Origin of the sequence: Jiangella asiatica (assembly GCF_004349065.1) — a bacterium.
In the GTDB taxonomy this organism is placed as follows: Bacteria; Actinomycetota; Actinomycetes; order Jiangellales; family Jiangellaceae; genus Jiangella; species Jiangella asiatica.
Genome location: NZ_SMKZ01000001.1, coordinates 74,615 through 93,629, shown reverse-complemented (window position 1 = coordinate 93,629; position 19,015 = coordinate 74,615). Strand labels below are relative to the sequence as shown.

Annotated in this window: 17 protein-coding genes; 11 read left to right on the top strand and 6 right to left on the bottom strand. The window is 71.0% G+C overall.

Going from position 1 to position 19,015, the window contains the following annotated elements; translation table 11 throughout:
- Nucleotides 1-17: 17 nt before the first annotated feature.
- Together E1269_RS00445 and E1269_RS00440 are read right to left on the bottom strand one after the other, a co-directional pair.
- Entirely contained in the window at nt 18-1,547 is a 1,530-nt protein-coding gene (locus tag E1269_RS00445) for an acyl-CoA carboxylase subunit beta (RefSeq protein ID WP_131889877.1), read from the bottom strand.
- A gap of 68 nt (nt 1,548-1,615) precedes the next feature.
- Nucleotides 1,616-2,782, bottom strand: coding sequence for an acyl-CoA dehydrogenase family protein (locus E1269_RS00440; RefSeq protein ID WP_131889875.1), 1,167 nt, complete (start codon nt 2,780-2,782; stop codon nt 1,616-1,618).
- A gap of 165 nt (nt 2,783-2,947) precedes the next feature.
- On the opposite strand from E1269_RS00440, the gene E1269_RS00435 reads away from it, so the two are divergent.
- The gene (locus E1269_RS00435) at nt 2,948-3,340 is read left to right on the top strand and encodes a MerR family transcriptional regulator (RefSeq protein WP_203432642.1); all 393 of its coding nucleotides are present in this window, start codon (nt 2,948-2,950) and stop codon (nt 3,338-3,340) included.
- Here E1269_RS00435 and E1269_RS00430 read toward each other — a convergent pair whose 3' ends face one another.
- Nucleotides 3,341-4,708: a hypothetical protein gene (locus E1269_RS00430; protein ID WP_162606153.1), complete on the bottom strand. Its 1,368-nt coding sequence runs from the start codon at nt 4,706-4,708 to the stop codon at nt 3,341-3,343.
- Complete coding sequence (locus tag E1269_RS00420) at nt 4,705-5,184, bottom strand: SigE family RNA polymerase sigma factor (protein ID WP_420810593.1); 480 nt, start codon at nt 5,182-5,184, stop codon at nt 4,705-4,707. The genes E1269_RS00430 and E1269_RS00420 overlap by 4 nt, the downstream gene beginning before the upstream one ends.
- Nucleotides 5,185-5,442: 258 nt before the next feature.
- Between E1269_RS00420 and E1269_RS00415 the strand changes: the two genes are divergently transcribed.
- Both E1269_RS00415 and E1269_RS00410 read left to right on the top strand, forming a co-directional pair.
- Complete coding sequence (locus E1269_RS00415; RefSeq protein WP_131890415.1) at nt 5,443-7,224, top strand: ATP-binding protein; 1,782 nt, start codon at nt 5,443-5,445, stop codon at nt 7,222-7,224.
- A gap of 132 nt (nt 7,225-7,356) precedes the next feature.
- Nucleotides 7,357-7,752: a PPOX class F420-dependent oxidoreductase gene (locus E1269_RS00410; protein ID WP_131889865.1), complete on the top strand. Its 396-nt coding sequence runs from the start codon at nt 7,357-7,359 to the stop codon at nt 7,750-7,752.
- Between the two features lie 51 nt (nt 7,753-7,803).
- Here the strand turns inward: E1269_RS00410 and E1269_RS00405 are convergent, their stop codons facing one another.
- Entirely contained in the window at nt 7,804-8,937 is a 1,134-nt protein-coding gene (locus E1269_RS00405) for a winged helix DNA-binding domain-containing protein (RefSeq protein WP_162606152.1), read from the bottom strand.
- Nucleotides 8,938-9,027: 90 nt separating this feature from the next.
- Between E1269_RS00405 and E1269_RS32045 the strand changes: the two genes are divergently transcribed.
- Nucleotides 9,028-10,275, top strand: a complete 1,248-nt coding sequence (locus tag E1269_RS32045) for a hypothetical protein (protein WP_162606151.1) — start codon at nt 9,028-9,030, stop codon at nt 10,273-10,275.
- Between the two features lie 20 nt (nt 10,276-10,295).
- A complete protein-coding gene (locus E1269_RS00395; RefSeq protein WP_131889861.1) occupies nt 10,296-10,790 on the top strand; it encodes an NUDIX hydrolase in 495 nt (164 codons plus the stop codon).
- On the opposite strand, the gene E1269_RS00390 is transcribed toward E1269_RS00395, so the two are convergent.
- On the bottom strand, nt 10,791-12,164 hold the full coding sequence (locus E1269_RS00390) for an NAD(P)H-quinone dehydrogenase (protein ID WP_131889859.1): 1,374 nt from the start codon (nt 12,162-12,164) through the stop codon (nt 10,791-10,793).
- Nucleotides 12,165-12,229: 65 nt separating this feature from the next.
- Here E1269_RS00390 and lspA point away from each other — a divergent pair, with 65 nt between their 5' ends.
- From lspA to E1269_RS00360, 6 genes are all read left to right on the top strand, one after another.
- On the top strand, nt 12,230-12,796 hold the full coding sequence (gene lspA, locus E1269_RS00385) for a signal peptidase II (protein WP_203432637.1): 567 nt from the start codon (nt 12,230-12,232) through the stop codon (nt 12,794-12,796).
- Between the two features lie 80 nt (nt 12,797-12,876).
- Nucleotides 12,877-14,148 carry an ABC transporter substrate-binding protein gene (locus E1269_RS00380; protein ID WP_131889857.1) on the top strand — a complete coding sequence of 424 codons (1,272 nt, stop codon included), beginning with the start codon at nt 12,877-12,879 and terminating at the stop codon, nt 14,146-14,148.
- 39 nt (nt 14,149-14,187) lie between these two features.
- Nucleotides 14,188-15,117: a carbohydrate ABC transporter permease gene (locus tag E1269_RS00375; RefSeq protein ID WP_131890411.1), complete on the top strand. Its 930-nt coding sequence runs from the start codon at nt 14,188-14,190 to the stop codon at nt 15,115-15,117.
- Complete coding sequence (locus E1269_RS00370) at nt 15,114-15,995, top strand: carbohydrate ABC transporter permease (RefSeq protein WP_131889855.1); 882 nt, start codon at nt 15,114-15,116, stop codon at nt 15,993-15,995. Before E1269_RS00375 ends, E1269_RS00370 begins: the two co-directional genes overlap by 4 nt.
- Before the next feature lie 34 nt (nt 15,996-16,029).
- On the top strand, nt 16,030-16,842 hold the full coding sequence (locus E1269_RS00365; protein ID WP_131889853.1) for a purine-nucleoside phosphorylase: 813 nt from the start codon (nt 16,030-16,032) through the stop codon (nt 16,840-16,842).
- Between the two features lie 320 nt (nt 16,843-17,162).
- Complete coding sequence (locus E1269_RS00360; protein ID WP_131889851.1) at nt 17,163-18,848, top strand: phospho-sugar mutase; 1,686 nt, start codon at nt 17,163-17,165, stop codon at nt 18,846-18,848.
- The last annotated feature ends 167 nt before the right edge of the window (nt 18,849-19,015 follow it).

The window sequence follows — 19,015 nt, the reverse complement described above, 5'->3', positions numbered from 1 at the left end:
GGAGGAGACGCCGACGGTCAGACCGGCGGGACGCCGTGCCGGCGGCGCGAGAACGACCGGTCCTTGCCGGCCGCGGCGGCCAGCCGGGCCACCAGTTGCTCGCGCAGCTGCTCCGGCTCGACGATCGCGTCGATCACCAGGTCCGAGGCCAGCCGCAGGATGTCGATGTCGGCCTCGTATTCCGAGCGCAGGCCGGCCACGTAGGCCGCTCGCTCGCCCTCGTCCTCGATGGCGGCGATCTTGTTGAAGTAGACGGCGTTCACCGCGGCCTCAGGGCCCATCACCGCGATCTTCGCCGTCGGCAGCGCGAGGCAGGCGTCCGGGCCGAAGCCGGGTCCACACATCGCGTAGAGCCCGGCGCCGTAGGCCTTGCGGACGATCACCGACACCGTCGGCACCGTCGCCTCAGCCACCGCGGTGATCATCTTGGCGCCGTGCCGGATGATGCCCTGCCGCTCGACCTGCGAGCCGATCATGAAGCCGGGCACGTCGGCGAGGTAGACCAGCGGGACGTTGAACGCGTCGCACAGCCAGATGAACCGGGCAGCCTTGTCGGCGGAATCGACGAACAACACGCCGCCCTTGACCGCCGGCTGGTTCGCCACCACGCCGACGACCTGGCCCTCCAGCAGCCCGAACCCGGTCACCAGTTCGGCCGCGAACAGCGGCTTGACCTCGAAGAACGAGCCGTCGTCGAGCAACGCGTCGATGACGTCGTGGATGTCGTAGCCCAGCGCCTCCTCGGCCGGTAGGAGGTCGCGGGTGAACTCGCGCGACGGCGCACCGGCCGTGTACGACGGCGGCGCGGTCCGCCACGACCCGGGCAGATAGGAGAAGAACGCCTTCGCCTGCTCGATCGCCTCGGCGTCGTCCGCGGCCAGGTTGTCGCCGCAGCCGGACACCGTCGCGTGCATGCGGGCGCCGCCCATCTCATCCAGCGTGACCCGCTCGCCCACGACCATCTCGGCCATCCGCGGCGAACCCAGGTACATGGACGCGTTGCCCTCGACCATGATCACGATGTCGCAGAAGGACGGGATGTACGCGCCGCCGGCGGCGCTGGGCCCGAACAGGCAACAGATCTGCGGCACCTTGCCCGACAACGCGACCTGGTTGTGGAAGATGCGCCCGGCACCGCGCCGCCCGGGGAACAGCTCGACCTGGTCGGTGATGCGCGCCCCGGCGGAGTCGATAAACCAGAAGACCGGCAGCTCGTCGCGGAGGGCGACCTCGGTGACCCGGACGATCTTCTCGACGGTGCGGGCGCCCCAGGAGCCGGCCTTGACCGTGGGGTCGTTCGCGACGACGAGCGCGGGCCGGCCGTCGACCAGGCCGCGGCCGGTGACGACGCCGTCGGCGGGCAGGTTGCCGTCCAGCGCGTTGGCCAGCTGGCCGTCCTCGACGAACGTGCCTGCGTCGAAGAGCAGGTCGAGGCGGTCGCGGACGTACAGCTTGCCCTGCGCGGTCAGCTTCGCCGCACCGGACTCCGACGGCGCCTCGGTGGCCTTCCGGGCCGCCTCGACCTCGGCGTAGTGGTCGCGCCCCACGTCCAGCCCCTTCCCTCTCCCATGGTCATGTTCCCTCGCGGTCGCTCAGCGTCCACGAGGAAACATGATCATGCCGAAACCGGCAGCCCCAGGCCACGCGCGATGACCATCCGCTGGATCTCGCTGGTGCCCTCGCCGATCTCCAGGATCTTGGCGTCACGGTAGAACCGGGCCACCGGGTACTCCTCCATGAACCCGTACCCGCCGTGCACCTGGGTCGCGATCCGGGTCGCGGTGACCGCAGCCTCGGTCGCGTAGAGCTTGGCCGTCGCCGCGGCCTGCTTGATCTGTGGCGCCGGCGCGCCTGCGTCGCGCAGTGCGGCCGCCCGGTACGTGAGCAGCCGCGCCGCCTCGGCCATGACGTGCAGGTCGGCGACCTGGAAGGCCACGCCCTGCTTGCTGCCGATCGGCGCTCCGAACGACGTGCGCTCGTTCGCGTAGCCGACCGACGCGTCGATCATCGCCTGGACACACCCGACCGCCAGCGCGGCGATGGCGATACGTCCGTCATCGAGCGTGGCCAGGAACTGCGCGAACCCCGTGCCGCGCCCGCCGAGCAGGTGATCGGCCGGCACCCGGGCGCCGTCGAACGTCAGCGGGTGAGTGTCCGAGGCGTGCCAGCCGAGCTTGTCGTAGGCCGGCTCGACGACGAAGCCCGGCGTGCCTGCCGGGACGATGATCGCCGACACCTCCGCCGTGCCGTCCGGCTGGTCCCCGGTCCGCGCGGTGATGGTGACGCAGCTGGTCAGCTCGGTGCCGGAGTTGGTGATGAACTGCTTGGCGCCGTCGATGACCCACATGTCGCCATCCAGAACGGCGCGGGTGGCGGTCGCGCCGGCGTCGGACCCGGCGCTCGGCTCGGTCAGCCCGAACCCGGCGAGCGACCGGCCGGCGACCAGGTTTGGCAGCCAGCGCCGCTTCTGCTCCTCTGTGCCGTAGGCGAGGATCGGCGTGATGCCCAGGCCGACGGCGGCCTCGAGCGTGATGCCCATCGACTGGTCGACGCGGCCGATCTCCTCGATGGCCACGCACAGGCTGGTGAGATCGCCGCCGGCCCCGCCGTACTCCTCCGGCGCGGTGAGGCCGAACAGGCCCAGCTCGCCCATCGCGCGGACGGTGCCCACGGGGAACTCGTGTTTGCGGTCCCACTCCGCGGCGTGTGGCGCGATCTGCTCGCGGGCGAACTCACGGACAACGGCGCGGAACTCCTGGTGCTCCGCGGAGAGCTCGAACATCGTCGTTCCCGCTTCCTGGTGCTGTTGGTACTTGACGTTTACGTTAACGTAAGTTGGACGAGCGCACCAGGTACACCACTAGGCGAGTACGCGCATCACGAGGCGTGCATGCATGGTGTACCACGAGATTTCGTGCTGAACGTGATCATTCGGAAGGGGTCGGGCGTGGGTGACGAGCGGACGTGGAGCATCGCGGAGCTGGCCGAGGAGTACGGCGTCACCCTGCGCACCATCCGGTTCTACGAGGAGCAGGGGCTGCTCACGCCGCAGCGCGACGGCACCCGCCGGGTCTTCCGCGACGGCGACCGGGTGCGGCTGGGCCTGGTGTTGCGCGGCAAGCGCCTCGGCTTCGGACTGGACGAGATCAAGAAGATCATCGGGATGTACGACGCCGAGCCGGGCGAGGTCGGCCAGCTGCGCTACCTGCTCGAGCAGATCGCGCATCGGCGCGCGGAGCTGGAGCAGCGCCGGCGCGACATCGACGCGACCCTGACCGAGCTCTCGGACCTGGAACGTCGCTGCCGCGCCGACCTCGCGCGCCTCACCCCCTCCAGGTGATCAGCCGGCGCAGTTCTGGCCCGCGTCCAGCGCGATGCCCGACACCGTCTCGCCGTCGTTGGTGTGGAACACCCAGTTGACCGCGGGGTTGTACGCGTCGGGCACGAAGGGGTCGAACGTCTCGCCCTCTATCAGGCCGGGATACGCCTGCCGGACCTGCTCCAGCGTCGAACCGCGCCCGAGCCCCAGCGGCGTCGTCGACGCGTCCACGGACGAGCTGACGAACGTCACCCGGTAGTCGTCCTCGGACTCGGCCGGGGTCGGGCCGGAGTCGGTGCGCAGGTCGCGGCGGACCGAGATCAAGCCGCTGAGGTGTTGGTACTGGAACGTGCCGTAGCAGTACACGGCGTCGGCGGCCGGCGTGATCTGCACACCCTCGAGCTGGCTGAGCTCGCCGACGGTCATGCCGAGCCACACCGGACCGAACGCCTCGTCGCCGCTGACCCGCCAGCCGCCGGGTTCGAAGTCCTCCGGGCCGCCGGTGTAGGTCGGCCCGTCGGGCTCGTTCGGGGCGTCCGCCGGGTCGCTGCAGCGGTCCACGCCGTCCAGCATCACCTCGGTGACGAGCCCGGTGTCACCGATCGTGAACACCCAGCTGCGGATGGTCTCGTCGCCGAGGTCGACGCCGAGGTCGCCGTTCCCGTAGCGCGTCGCCCCAGGGTACGCGGCGAGGACGTCGGCCTCGCTGGCGCCGACGGTGATCCCCTCCGGCGTGGCGATCGGCTGGTCCGAGCGCATCGTCGCGACCTCGTAGTACGGCGTCGGGTCGTCCGGAGGGTCGCCCCACGAGCCGCGGACCGAGATGGTGCCGTAGACGTTCTCGGTACGGTACTCGCCGTAGCACATGGTCGAAATGCCGCGCTCCGGCCCGTAGGGGGTGATCTCCACCCCGTCCAGTCCCTCGAGCGTGGCCAGCGGCGTGCCGACGGTGAAGCCGTCGATACCAACGTTCGGGTCGATCACGATCGGGGCGGCCTCGGGAGCGGTCTCCTCGCCGTCCGGCTCAGTCGGGTCGGTCGGGTCGGCGTCGTTCTCCGAGGCACCGGTCGGATCGCCGGTCGGCGCTGCGGTGGGAGTCTCCGACGGGGTCGGGTCCCCGTCGGCGGTGTCGTCCGGGCCGGGCAGGACGGTCGGCGTCTCGGCCGGCACGATCTCGTCCGGCCCGGCGCCGAGCTCGCCCACCGTCGCCATCGAACCCAGCGCGAGTGCCGCCACCAGCCCCACCGATGTGACCGTGGTCGCCGCCACACGGACGGTGCGCCGGCGCTGGGCGCCGGAGACGATGCGACCGACGGCATCCGGGCGCGCGCTGAGCGTCAGGCGATCGTCGCCGAGGACGCGCCGCAGTTCGTCGTCGAAGTGGTTCATCGCTGTTCTCCTTCCACCGCGACGATCGTTCGCAGCTTCGCCATCGCCTTGCTTGCCTGGCTCTTGACCGTTCCCTGGCTGATGCCGAGCGCGGCGGCGATCTCGGCTTCGGACAGGTCCTCGTAGTAGCGCAGCACCAGGACCGCCCGTTGCCGCGGCGGCAGCTGCGCCAGCGCCTGCCAGAGCGGTTCGCCGTCCATCCGGTCCGCCGGTGCCACACCGCGGTCGGGCACGTCGTCGACCAGCACCTCACGCCGTCGCCGTCGCCAGCGGCTCACATGTGCGTTGGCCATCGACCGACGCACGTAGGCCAGCGGGTCGCTGCCTTGCCGCATCACCTTCGTCCAGCGCGAGCCGACCTTCTCCAGCGCGGTCTGGACCAGGTCCGCCGCGTCGTGCGGAGACCCGGTCAGGGCATGCCCGTAGCGCAGCAGGCCAGGCAGGCTGGCGCGCACGAACTCCTCGAAATCCACCATCGCCTCATCCGGATCGACCCAGCTGACCGTCGCCGTCGCGTCCACGATCGCGGCGTCGTCGTCAGGGGACTGTACGAGCATCGCGACCCCCACTCGAACCTTTTCTCGTTGTCGACAACACGCCCCACCGGCCCGATGGGTTGCCTCGATGCACGGCGCTCGGCGCCAAGCCGGACGAACGCCGCGGGTCGGGCGGCCGGGGAGCGGTCCCCTAGACTCACCTCAGCCCAGGGAGGAGTGAGCGTGGAATACCGCCGGATCAGCAGAGTCCTTGTCGCGAACCGCGGTGAGATCGCGGTGCGGGTCATCCGTGCCTGCCGCGACGCGGGCCTGGCCAGTGTCGCAGTGTACGCCGACGGCGACCGCGACGCCCCCCACGTCCGACTCGCCGACGAGGCCTACGCGCTCGGCGGCGAGACCGCCACGGAGACCTACCTTGCGATCGCGAAGCTCCTCGACGTCGCCGCCCGCGCCGATGCCGATGCCGTGCACCCCGGCTACGGGTTCCTGGCCGAGAACGCCGAGTTCGCGCGCGCCGTCATCGACGCCCGGCTGACCTGGATAGGCCCGCCGCCGGCCGCCATCGAGGCGCTGGGCGACAAGGTCCGCGCCCGCCACATCGCCGCCCGCGCCGGCGCGCCGCTGGTCGCCGGCACCCCCGACCCCGTCACCAGCGCCGACGAGGTCATCGAGTTCGCCAAGGAGCACGGGCTGCCCATCGCCATCAAGGCCGCGTTCGGCGGCGGCGGCCGTGGCCTGAAGGTGGCCCGGACCCTGGAAGAGGTCCCCCACCTGTACGAGTCGGCGGTCCGCGAGGCGGTCGCGTCGTTCGGCCGCGGCGAATGCTTCGTCGAGCGCTACCTCGACCGGCCGCGGCACGTCGAGACCCAGTGCCTGGCCGACCACTATGGCGCCGTCGCTGTGATCTCTACACGCGACTGCTCCCTGCAGCGCCGGCACCAGAAGCTGGTCGAGGAAGCGCCCGCGCCGTTCCTCTCCGACGAGCAGAACGCCGAGCTCTACCGCGCGTCCAAGGCCATCCTGCGCGAGGCCGGCTACGTCGGCGCCGGCACCTGCGAGTTCCTGGTCGGCAACGACGGCACCATCTCCTTCCTCGAGGTCAACACCCGCCTGCAGGTCGAGCACCCGGTGACCGAGGAGGTCACCGGCTTGGACCTGGTGCGTGAGATGTTCCGCGTCGCCGAGGGCGAGGAGCTGGGCTACGACGACCCGCCGCTGCGCGGGCACTCGTTCGAGTTCCGCATCAACGGCGAGGACCCGGGCCGCAACTTCCTGCCCACACCCGGCACGGTCACCACGTTCCGGCCGCCGGCCGGCCCGGGCGTGCGGGTCGACGCGGGCGTCGAGGCGGGCAGCGTCGTCGGGCAGAACTTCGACTCGCTGCTGGCCAAGCTCATCGTCACCGGGGCGAGCCGCGAGGAAGCGGTGCAGCGGGCCCGGCGCGCGCTGGCGGAGTTCGAGGTCGACGGGCTGGCCACGGCCATCCCGTTCCATCGGGCGGTCCTGGACGACGCGGCGTTCGTCCCGGCCGACGCCGGCACGCCGTTCTCGGTGCACACACGCTGGATCGAGACGGAGTGGGACAACCGCGTCGAGCCGTTCGTCACGTCCGGTTCCGACGCGGGTGAGGGCGAGGCACCGCGCGAGCGGGTCACCGTCGAGGTCGGCGGCAAGCGGATCGAGGTCGTGCTGCCCGCGGGGCTCGGCTCCGCCGGCGCCAGCGGCTCCGGCGGTGCCGCCGGTGGTCAGACGCGCCGCCCGGCCCGCCGCGGCGCCGGCCGGGCGAGCTCGGCGTCCGCCGGCGGCGACACGCTGACCTCGCCGATGCAGGGCACCATCATCAAGGTGGTCGCCGAGGACGGTCAGTCCGTGGCCGAGGGAGACGTCGTCGTGGTCATGGAGGCCATGAAGATGGAGCAGCCCATCACCGCGCACAAGGCCGGCACCGTCGCCGGGCTGTCCGCGCAGGTCGGCGCCACCATCGCCAACGGCGCGGTCATCTGCACCATCGTCGACTGACAGGACGCCCCGTGATCGTCAACGATTTCGGGTGTGATCACGCCCGTAATCGTTGACGATCACGGGGAAGATGGGTGGGCCCTCGGATGGTTGTCGTAATTGACACGTCAACGATTCGAGAGGAATGCCCCCATGCCCGCTCTGTCGGACACCGCCCGCGACCTGTTCTCCCGCCCCATTCCCGGTTGGGCGACGGTGATCGACGCCGACGGACGACCGCACAACAGCATCGTCTGGGTCGACCTCGACGGCGACGAAGTCATCTTCAACACCGCCGCCGGACGGGTGAAGGAGCGACACCTCCGCGAGAACGACGTCGTCTCGATCAGCGTCCTGGACCCGGAGAACGCATGGCGGTGGGTCAGCGTCACCGGCACGGCAACGCTGTCCACGGCGGACGGCGACGAGGTCATCGACCGGCTGGCGAAGAAGTACCTGGACGCCGACAGCTACCCGTTCCGCAAGGAGGGTGAGCAGCGGGTCACCGTGCGCGTGTCGGTGGATCAGCTGCTGGAGGAAGCCGCCTGAGAGTTCAGGGCGACGGCCGTGGTCCCGACGGGGCCGCGGCCGTCGCGCGTCTCAGGCCACCCAGCTGACCTGGACGTCCGCGTCGAACAGCTCGCCGTACCGGGCGGCGGCGGTGGCGGCCGCGTTCTTCGTCGGGGCGCCGAGCCGTGCGAACGGCTCGACGGTGACGGTGAGGGTGGAGTTCTTGAGCTCGTGGCTCCACACCCCGCGCACGACGCCGTCAACCACCAGGATCGGCGAGATCCACCCGGCCGCGCGCGAGACACGGTCGATGCAGCCCTCGGGCACGGTGTGGACGCGGTGGCCGACCGGTGCGATGACGTACGGGTCGAAGCCGGGCAGCAGCCAGACGCCGTCGCCGGCCCGGGGATCGGTGCCGGCCATGGCGTCGAGCCCGGCCGGGGTGGCCCACGACGCGATGCCGTCGAGATCGACCGCGACCATGACGTCGGCGTGCTCCTTGAACAGCCGCCGTGCCGCCGCCTGGTCGATGCCCCACCAGCGGGAGAAGTCGGTGTGCGTGGCCGGGCCGTACGTGTCGAGGAACCGGCCGATTACTGTGGCCAGGGCGGTGTGCTCGTCGGGCCGGGTGTCCCAGGGCGCGTCGGGCAGCCAGCCGCGCGGGTCGGTGAACGTGGCGGCGCGGTCGCGGTCGGGGCCGGAGCACAGCAGGCCGCCGGCCGCGGCCGGCTTGAACAGCTGACCCCACCCCGAGCGCAGCGCCTTCTCGACCCCCGGTGTGCTGATGACCCGCAGGACCTCGGCCGACAGCTCCTCGCGCGTGAGGAACCTGCCCGGTAACACCTCGCCGATGACGTCGGTGACACGGCGCAGATCGTCGCCGGAGACGCCGTGGTAGCGCTCCCAGGCCGGGGTGAGCTTGGGGAACTGCCGCTGCGAGAACGCGGCCGTGAGCAGCGGCAGCTCCGCGGACGGGAACAGGTGCAGAGTGCCGCGCATGCCCCAGGTGCGTACCAGGGAGCGGTCGGTCCACAACGCCGTGCCGATGTCGCCGAGCTGGTAGGACGGGGTGCGTACTCCCGCGATCAGCTCCGCCGACGAGGCCACCTGCGCGTGCAGCCCGAGAAGCCGCGATGCGGTGTCGACCAGCCCTGACGACGGCTCGGCGACGTACTGGCGGCGCAACCGCCAGGCCAGCGCCTGACCCCACGAGACCTTCTCCACGGTCACCATCGAACCATGCGGCACCGACAGAGATCGTGACCGACAGGACCTGACCGTGGCACGACGGCGCCAACCGTGGATGATGGGAGTATGTCGAGCGTTTGGGACGATGCGGCCGATGCCCTGCGCAGCTCCAGGCTGTACGTCGATGACACAGCGGCCGATGAGCTTCGAGCCGACGGCCGGCCATTTGATGGCGCCGCCCAGACGAGCGCAGAGCAGACGCTGAGCGATGCTGAGACACCCATCTACCTGGTCGTGCTGCCAACCAGTGCTGCTAACGACGACGACCCGCTCGGCCACATCGCCCGTGAGGTCCAGGAAGACGGAACGTACGTCGCATATCTGCCGAATCGGCAGGCGGACGCCGGGTCGACCGTGATGGACAGCAGCGCCGCACGGCAGGCTGCGCAAAGCCTTGCAAGTTCCTCCAACGACGTGTCGCAGTTCGTCGATGAGCTCGTGCCGCAACTGGAGGAGCTGGCGGCGAACGGCGGCTCGGGCGGCGGGGGGAACGGCAACGCTTCGTCGAATGATGGCGGGGGCGGGCTGCTCCCGTTGGCCATCCTGGCGGCCGCGGGCGGCGGCGGGTTCCTGCTCTACCGCCGCAACAAGCGCAGCAAGGAGCGTGCCCAGCTGGAGCAGGTGCGCGACGCGCTGGACGAGGACATCACCACGTACGGCGAGCGGCTCTCGGCCATCGACCTCGACGTCCGCGACGACTCCAAGGTCCCGATCGAGGCGCGGCACGAATACAGCCGGGCCCTGGACCTCTACGAGAACGCGAAGATGTACTCCGATCGCGCGGAGCGGCCCACGGACCTCAAGCCGGTCACGTCGGCGCTGGAGGAGGGCCGCTGGCTGCTGTCGTGCGTCGACGCCCGGCTCAAGCACGAGCCGATCCCAGACCGGCGGCTGCCGTGCTTCTTCGACCCCGGCCACGGCCCGTCGATCGAGGACATCGAGTGGGCACCGCGGTACGGCGCCCCGCGCGCCGTCCCGGCCTGCGCCGCCGACGCGCTGCGGATCAAGAACGGCGGTGACCCGGAGGTCCGGATGGTGCCGGTCGGCGACGGCGAGCGGCGGCCGTACTACGACGCCGGTCCCGCGTACGGCGGCTGGGCCGGCGGGTACTTCGGCGGTCTGCTCCCGGGCATGCTCATGGGCACGATGCTCGGCTCGGCCATGGCCAACCCGATCTACGTCGACGGCGGCGGCGGTGGCGGCGACGCCGGTGGCGGCGGTGACGGCGGCGGCGGTGACTTCGGCGGCGGGTTCGACGGCGGCGACTTCGGCGGCGGCTTCGGTGGAGGCGACTTCGGCGGCGGCTTCGAGTGACCCGGCTCGCCTGAGCACCCATGCCGACACCTGACTTCATCCTGGCCTTGCGCGAGCACGTCGGCCACGACCTGCTGTGGCTGACCGGTGTGACGGCGGTCGTCGTCGACGGTGCCGGGCGGGTGCTGCTGCACCAGCGGTCCGACACCGGCGAGTGGGCGCTCATCTCCGGCATCCTCGAGCCCGGCGAGCAGCCGGCGCACGCCGTCGCGCGGGAGGCGTACGAGGAGACCGGCGTGCACATCGCCGTCGAGCGGATCACCAGCGTCGTCACCGACCCGCCGGTCCGCTACCCGAACGGCGACGTCGTGCAGTACCTCGACATCGCGTTCCGGTGCCGGCCGGTCGGCGGCACGGCCAGGGTCAACGACGACGAGTCGCTCGCGGTCGCGTGGTTCGCCCCCGACGAGCTGCCGGAGCTCCACCCGCACATCCAGAAGCGGCTCGACCACGCGCTCAACGGCGCCGGCGCGACGGCCTGGTTCGACCCGCCGCCACCCGGTCAGACCGGCTGATCAGCCGCGCAGGTGCAGCCGCCTGGCGGCCTCGGCCACCGACCCGGACAGCGACGGGTACACGGTGAACGCCCGGGCCATCTGGTCGACCGTGAGCGACGCCTCGACCGCCACGGAGATGGGGTGGATCAGCTCGCTGGCCTTCGGCGCCACGACCACCCCGCCGACGATGATGCCGGTGCCGCGGCGGCAGAACAGCTTCACGAAGCCGTCGCGGATGCCCTGCATCTTGGCCCGCGCGTTGGTGGCCAGCGGCAGCTTGACGGCGACGGCGTCGATCTCGCCGGCGTCGACGGCGGCCTGACTCCAGCCGACGGTGGCGATCTCGGGCGCGGTGAAGACGTTGGCCGCCACCGCCTTGAGGTCCAGCGGCGTGACGGCGTCGCCCAGTGCGTGCCACATGGCCGTGCGGCCCTGCATCGCCGCGACCGAGGCCAGCATGTTGACCCCGGTGACGTCGCCGGCGGCGTAGACGCCTCGCGCGGAGGTCCGCGACACCCGGTCGACCTTGACGAAGCCGCGGCCGTCCAGGGCGATGCCGCACTCCTCCAAGCCGAGGTCCTCGATGTTCGGGACCGACCCGACCGCCATCAGGCAGTGCGAGCCGCGGACGGCCCGCCCGTCGGTGAGGGTGACGACGACACCGTCGCCGTCGCGCCGCACCGATGCCGCCCGTGACCGCGACAGCACCTTCAGCCCGCGCCGGGCGAACACCTCCTCCAGCACGTACGCGGCGTCAGCGTCCTCGCCGGGCAGCACCCGGTCGCGCGACGAGACCAGCGTGACGTCGCAACCGAGAGCGTTGTAGGCGCTGGCGAACTCCGCGCCGGTGACGCCGGAGCCGACCACCACCAGCCGCTCGGGCGCCTCGGTGAGGTCGTAGACCTGTTCCCAGGTGAGGATGCGCTCGCCGTCGGGCTCAGCCTCGGGCAGGATGCGTGGGCGCGCGCCGGTGGCCAGCAGGGCGACGTCGGCGACCAGCTCGTGCGCGCCGTCGTCGACGACGACGCGGTCGCCGGGCGCCAGCCGGCCCGAGCCCCGGACGATCCTGACGCCGGCCTTCTCGACCGCCGCCGCGGTGTCCGCTGACTGCGCCTTCGCCAGCGCCAGGACCCGGCGGTTGACCCGGGCGAGCTCGACGCCGACCGCACCCCCGAGCACCACGCCGAGCTCGCCTGACTCCGCGGTGTCGGTGAGCACCTCCGCCGTCGCGATCAGCGTCTTGCTGGGCACGCAGTCGGTGAGGACCGCCGACCCGCCGACGCCGTCGCGATCGACCAAGGTGACCTCCGCTCCGAGCTGCGCGGCCACCAGGGCCGCCTCGTAGCCGCCAGGCCCGCTACCGAGAATCGCCACACGTGTCACATCGGCCATTGTTCCGTACCGTGGTCGCAGCCCCGGTTCACGCCCCGCGAGCTGTGGCATGGCACCCTGTGTCCGTGCCGTCGACATCCGATCCCGACGCCGGCGAGCGCCGGCCAGAGCCGCGGTCGCGCAACTGGCGGCTGATCGGCTGGCTGGCGATGCTGACGGTCGCCGTGACGGTCCTGGACCAGGCGAGCAAGGTCTGGGCGGAGGCGGAGCTCTCCGGGCGTGAGCCGATCCAGCTGATCGGCGACCTGTTGCAGCTGCGTCTGCTGTACAACTCCGGCGCCGCCTTCTCCATCGCGACCGGGATGACGTGGCTGCTCACGCTCATCGTGGTGATCGTGATCGCGGCGGTCATCCGGGCGTCGGCGCGCCTCGGCTCGCCGGGCTGGACCGTCGCGCTGGGGCTCCTGCTCGGCGGCGCGTTCGGCAACCTCATCGACCGGCTCTTCCGCGAGCCCGGCTTCCCGGAGGGCCACGTCGTCGACTTCATCGATTACGGCGGCCTGTTCGTCGGCAACATCGCCGACATCGCCATCACCGTGGCGGCCGTGCTCATCGCGGTCCTGACGCTGCGCGGCAGCACCGTCGACGGCGCCGGCCAAGCCGCGTCGAACGCGGCCGACGAACGACCCTGACCGACTCCTACCCGTTTGAGCGTCGCCCGACCTGGGAACGGAACCGGCACGGGGCCACAGGCGCGAGGAGGCGATCGACGATGCGCGCGCGCAGATGGGTAGCAGCGGCCGGCACTTTCGTCCTGGTGATGGCGGCATGTACGCCCGGTGGCGATGACGACGGCGACGAGGGCGGTGACGGTGGCGGTGACGGTGGCGGCGAGCTCGTTTGGGCCATCGGTGGTGCCGAAGCGCAGCCCGGCGGTGTTCACCAGCAGGTCGCCGAGTTGTGGAACGAGCAGAACCCCGACAACCCGATTCGCATCGAGCTCCTGCCGGAGGAGGCGGATCAGCAGCGCGAACAGCAGGCGCTCGAGCTGCAGGCCGAAGGCAGCGGCTTCGACGTGCTCGGGGTGGATGTGATCTGGACCGGAGAATACTCAGAAAACGGCTGGGTCGAGAGCCTCGAGGACGTTCGAGACGAGATCGAGGAGGCGTCCCTTCCGGGAGCTTTCGAGTCGGCCACCTGGGGTGGCGAGCTCTGGGCGGCGCCATACAACACGAACGCTGGATTCCTCTACTACCGGACCGACCTCGTCGACTCGGCGCCCACCACCTGGGATGAGCTGTGCCAGACGGCAACCACGACGGCCGCCTCCGCGGGTATCGGCGGCTTCATCGGGCAGGGAGCGCAGTACGAGGGCTTCGTCGTCAACTGGCTGGAGTACTACTGGAGCGCGGGCGGCGAGCTGTACAACGACGACCAGACCGAAGTGCTGTTCGACACCGAGATCGCCGCAGAAGCCACCCAGTTCATGGCTGATGCAATCAGTGAGGGCTGCTACGCGCCCGGATTCAATACCGCTCAGGAGGAGCCGGCCCGCAACGAGTTCCAGCAGGGAAACGTGGTGTTCATGCGCAACTGGCCGTACGTGTACGGGCTGGTCAACGAGGACACCGGGAGCCCGGCGAACGGCAACTTCAACATCGCGCCGCTTCCTACGTTCGAAGGCGAGGGCACCATCTCCGCGCTCGGCGGCTTCAACAACGCGGTGAGCGCGTTCTCCGACAACACGGATGCGGCGATCGACTTCGTCGTCTGGGCAGCGACGGACCCGGAGCCTCAGACGATGCTGGCGACCGAGGCATCGGTGCCACCCACCCTGCAGTCTGTCTACGACGAGCTCGACGACCCGGTCATGGCGTTGCTCGGCGAGATCCTCCCTGACGCCAAGCCGCGGCCGCCGGCACCGCAGTGGAACGAGATCAGCGTGGAGATGCAGCGGGCGTTGCACCCTGCGGTCAACGGCCAAGCAGACATCGAGCAGGCCGTCGAGACCGTCCGCACCTTCCTGGAGGGAACGATCGAGTAGTAGGCGGGACGGCGGCGACGGGAGGCCAGCGTGACCGAGATGCGGACCGCGCCGACCGGCGATGCGCGCGCCGACCGGGGCCCTGCGCGCACCCGACGCAAAGGACTCTCCGAACGCGCGCTCGCACGCTTGTTCATCGCGCCGTCACTGCTGGTGATGGCCTTGGTGGCGCTGTTCCCGGTCATCTACGCGATCGTCCTGAGCCTCTACTCGTACACCCGCCGGCAACGCACGGGCTTCGGCGGGCTCGACAACTATGTCGACGCGCTCACGGATGGACGATTCTGGTCGGCCACGCAGTTCACGTTCACGTTCACGGTGACATCCGTGGCGGCGGAGTTCCTGATCGGTCTGGGGTTCGCGTTGCTGATGAACCAGACATTCCGCGGTCGCGGGATCACGCGGGCGGCCATCCTGATTCCCTGGGTGATCCCGACTGTCATCGCCGCCCAGATGTGGTTCTTCATGTTCAACGTGACGCCGGGGTTCATCAACAACATCTTCGGGCTCGGTGACTTCAGCTGGCTGGGGCAACCTGGGTGGGCGACGTTCGCGATCGTGTTCGCCGACGTCTGGAAGACGGCTCCGTTCGTCGCGTTGTTGCTCCTGGCCGGATTGCAGACCATCCCCAGTGAGATGACCGAGAGCGGCCTGGTGGACGGAGCCAACGCGTTCCAGCGGCTGTGGTACATCACCTTGCCGCTGCTGCGCCCGGCGATCCTGGTCGCCCTGTTGTTCCGGACCGTCGACGCGCTGCGCGTCTACGACCTGGTGGCGGTGATGACGGGCGGGGCGTTCGACACGGAGTCCCTTTCGGTGCTGGTCCAGCAGTACGTCGTCCGCACGCCGAATCCCGGCTACGGCTCGGCGTTGTCCACGATCACGTTCATCCTCATCCTTGCCGTCGGAATGGTCTTCGTGAGAATGCTCGGCCGAGACATCGTCGTCGGAAGAGGAGCAGAGCGATGAGCGACGTCGCGACGACTCCTGACCGCGAGATCGCGGTGACTCCGCGCCGGAACGGAGCGCGGCTCTGGGGAAAGACCGGGCTGCTCAGCGTCATCCTGTTGTGGTGCCTGTTCCCATTCTTCTGGCTCATCATGACCAGCCTGAAGCTCGGCGATCGGGCGCTGAACAGTCCCGACCTCTTCCAAGGTCCGTTCGGGCTGGGCAACTACGGCAACGTGTTCGAGCAGGACTTCCACCTGAACCTGCGCAACTCCCTGGCCATCGCCGGCATGACGACGATCATCTGCATCGTGATCGGCTCACTCGCCGGTTATGCGCTGGCCCGGCTGCCGCTGAAGCGGAAGATCCTCCTGCTGACCGGTGTTCTCGCGGTGTCGTTGTTCCCGCCGGTCGCGCTGGTGCCGCCGTTGTACGAGCTGTGGCGCAACCTTGGCCTGCTGAACACCTGGGAGGGCCTGTACATCCCGTATACGGCGTTCACACTGCCACTGACGATCTTCATCTTGACGACGTTCTACGCGGCCATCCCGAAGGAACTCGAGGAGGCGGCTCGCGTCGACGGCGCGACGCCGTTCCAGGCGTTCTACAAGGTCATCTTCCCGCTGGCGGCACCGGGCGTGTTCGCCGCGGCGATCATCATCTTCGTCACGGCCTGGAATGAGTTCCTCCTCGCCAGCACGTTCGCGCCCCGCAACGCGGAGATCGCCCAAACCGTGCCGGTCGCGATCGCCGGGTTCACCGGCCAGGTCGAGTTCCAGCGCCCGATCGGCACCATCACGGCGGCGTGCGTGGTGGTCGTGATCCCGATGATCATCGTCGCGCTGGCGTTCCAGCGCCGGATCGTCGCCGGGCTGACCGCCGGCAGCGTCAAGGGCTGATCCGGCACCGCGACGTGCGCGGTACAGTCGCCCGGTGACCGACGCCCTGGATGGCCCGCGCGCGGGCGCTCGCGCCGCCGCGGATCACCTGGCGGCCGCGACCGGCGTGGAGCGGCACGACATCGCGCTGGTCCTCGGTTCCGGTTGGGGCGGCGCGGCGGACCTGATCGGCGACACCGTCGCGGAGGTCCCCAGTTCCGAGGTCCCCGGCTTCGCGCCGCCGGCCGTCGCCGGCCACGTCGGCACCATCCGCTCGATCCGGGTCCGCGACACCGACCGGCACGCGCTGGTGCTCGGCTCGCGCACCCACCTCTACGAGGGCCGCGGCGTCCGCGCGGTCGTGCACGGTGTACGGACCGCGGCCGCCGCCGGTGCCTCCACGCTGGTGCTGACCAACGGCTGCGGCGGGCTGCGCGAGGAGTGGCCCGCCGGCACACCGGTGCTGATCAGTGACCACATCAACCTCACCGCCGCGTCGCCGCTGGAGGGCGCGACGTTCGTTGACCTGACCGGCCTTTACTCGTCCCGGCTGCGCACCGTCGCCCGCGAGGTCGACCCGTCGCTGCCCGAGGGTGTCTACGTCCAGTTCCGCGGCCCGCACTACGAGACTCCGGCCGAGGTCCGCATGGCCCAGCGCATCGGCGGCGACCTGGTCGGCATGTCGACGACGCTGGAGGCGATCGCGGCCCGGGAGGCCGGCGTCGAGGTGCTCGGCGTCTCGCTGGTCACCAACCTCGCCGCCGGCATCAGCGCGACCCCGCTCAGCCACGACGAGGTCATCGCCGCCGGCCGCGCCGCCGAACCGCGCATCAGCGCACTGCTGGCGGCCGTCGTCGCCCGGCTCTGAGCCCGGCGCCGCTCGGTCAGCGGCCTGTCAGCGGACCGTCAGCCGCTCCTCCGACGCTGGTCATCGCACGGGCCACCGGCCCGCGCCGTTGATCACGGGACGACGCATGACCACAGACACCTTGGCCATCGAGGCGTACGGTCTGATCGTCTCCACCCCGGCGTCGCGAGCCGGGCGAGCAGCGCACGCACGCCAGCACCCGGTACCGCGCCGGCCGGCCCGGCCCGCACGGGTCCGAGGATGGACACCCGCATGCTCCTAGGATCTCCTGAACGCGACGCGGCGCCCGGCCCGCCCCGCAAAGAAAGGGATGGTTCGCGATGAGCGACGTGCTCGACAAGGCTCGCGCCTGGCTGGCCGACGACCCCGACCCGGCCACTCGCGCCGAGCTCCGGGCGGTGCTCAGCCGGGCCGTCGACGGCGACGACGACGCGCTGGCGGACCTCGCCGACCGGTTCGCCGGCATCCTGCGGTTCGGTACCGCCGGTCTGCGCGGCGCGCTGGGCGCCGGACCCAACCGGATGAACCGCGCCGTCGTCATCCGCGCCGCCGCCGGGCTGGCCGCGTACCTGCGCGACACGCGCATCCCGGTCGACGGCCGGCGGCACCGCGTCGTCGTCGGCTTCGACGCCCGCTACCGCTCCCACGACTTCGCCCTCGACACCGCCGCCGTCATGACCGCGGCCGGCTTCGACGCGCTGATCATGCCGCGGACCCTGCCCACGCCGGTCCTCGCGTTCGCCGTCCGGCAGCTCGACGCAGACGCCGGCGTCATGGTCACCGCCAGCCACAACCCGCCCGAGGACAACGGCTACAAGGTCTACCTCGGCGGCGACGACGGCGGCTCGCAGATCGTCTCACCCGCCGACGCCGAGATCGCCACCCACATCGACGCCGTGGCGTCGGTCGCGTCCGTGCCGCGCGCCGAGACCGGCTGGGCCGAGATCGGCGAGGATGTCGTCGACGCCTACCTGACGTCGGCCGCCGCTGTCGCAATGCCGGGCGGTCCGCGGCAGGCGCGGATCGTGCTGACGTCGCTGCACGGTGTCGGCGGCGCGACCGTCCTGGACACGCTGCGCCAAGCCGGCTTCACCCACCTGCACGCGGTGGCCGAGCAGGCCGACCCCGACCCGGACTTCCCCACCGTCGCGTTCCCCAACCCGGAGGAGGCCGGCGCCATCGACCTCGCGCTGGCACTGGCCCGCGACGTCGGCGCCGACCTCGTCATCGCCAACGACCCCGACGCCGACCGGTGCGCCGTCGCGCTCCCCAGCCGAGCCGACGAGCGCGACGGCGACTGGCGGATGCTCCACGGCGACCAGGTCGGCGCGCTGCTCGGCGAGCACCTCGCCGCGACCGGCCGCGGCGGCGTCTTCGCCAACTCGATCGTCTCCTCGCGCCTGCTCGGCCGGATCGCCGCCGCACACGGCCTGGAGCACGTCGAGACGCTCACCGGGTTCAAGTGGATCTCCCGGGTGCCCGGCCTGCGCTACGGCTACGAGGAGGCGCTCGGCTACTGCGTCGATCCCGAGTCGGTGCGCGACAAGGACGGCATCTCGGCCGCGGTGCTGGTCGCCGAGCTGGCCGCCGCCACCCAGGCCGGCGGCCGGACGCTGTGGGACGTCCTGGACGACCTCGCCCTCCGGCACGGCCTGCACGTCTCGGACCAGCTATCCGTCCGGGTCGACGACCTGTCGCTCATCGGCGGCGCGATGGCCCGGCTGCGGGCGACGCCGCCGTCGACGCTGGCCGGCTCCCCCGTCACCACCGCCGACGACCTGTTGGCCGGCGACGGCGGCCTGCCGCCCACCGACGGGCTGCGCTACCTGACCGCGGACGGCTCACGCGCCATCGTGCGGCCGAGCGGGACCGAGCCCAAGCTCAAGTGCTACCTGGAGGTCGTAATCCCGGTCGCGGCCGCGTCCGGCCTTCCGGCGGCTCGCGAGACGGCCACCCGCCGCCTGGCCGCCATCCGCTCCGACGTGAGTGCCGCGTTGGGCCTCTGACCAGCACAGACAGCGGCCGATCAAGGGCTGGCGGAGTTCCTGCTCGGACACTGGGGCTCTGACTGCGGCGACGCTCTCAGAGCCCCAGTCGGCTGACACGAAGTCCGACCGGGCCGATTCGCGGACCCCCAGGCCACATCGGCCATCCCGGGCGAGATGTCCACAGG

Bases quoted from the DNA above. Each gene is read 5' to 3' on its own strand.
- E1269_RS00440 (WP_131889875.1), bottom strand. From the start codon at position 2,782: ATGTTCGAGCTCTCCGCGGAGCACCAGGAGTTCCGCGCCGTTGTCCGT.
- E1269_RS00430 (WP_162606153.1), bottom strand. From the start codon at position 4,708: ATGAACCACTTCGACGACGAACTGCGGCGCGTCCTCGGCGACGATCGC.
- E1269_RS00420 (WP_420810593.1), bottom strand. From the start codon at position 5,184: ATGGTGGATTTCGAGGAGTTCGTGCGCGCCAGCCTGCCTGGCCTGCTG.
- E1269_RS00410 (WP_131889865.1), top strand. From the start codon at position 7,357: ATGCCCGCTCTGTCGGACACCGCCCGCGACCTGTTCTCCCGCCCCATT.
- E1269_RS32045 (WP_162606151.1), top strand. From the start codon at position 9,028: ATGTCGAGCGTTTGGGACGATGCGGCCGATGCCCTGCGCAGCTCCAGG.
- E1269_RS00395 (WP_131889861.1), top strand. From the start codon at position 10,296: ATGCCGACACCTGACTTCATCCTGGCCTTGCGCGAGCACGTCGGCCAC.
- E1269_RS00390 (WP_131889859.1), bottom strand. From the start codon at position 12,164: ATGGCCGATGTGACACGTGTGGCGATTCTCGGTAGCGGGCCTGGCGGC.
- E1269_RS00380 (WP_131889857.1), top strand. From the start codon at position 12,877: ATGCGCGCGCGCAGATGGGTAGCAGCGGCCGGCACTTTCGTCCTGGTG.
- E1269_RS00375 (WP_131890411.1), top strand. From the start codon at position 14,188: ATGCGGACCGCGCCGACCGGCGATGCGCGCGCCGACCGGGGCCCTGCG.
- E1269_RS00370 (WP_131889855.1), top strand. From the start codon at position 15,114: ATGAGCGACGTCGCGACGACTCCTGACCGCGAGATCGCGGTGACTCCG.
- E1269_RS00360 (WP_131889851.1), top strand. From the start codon at position 17,163: ATGAGCGACGTGCTCGACAAGGCTCGCGCCTGGCTGGCCGACGACCCC.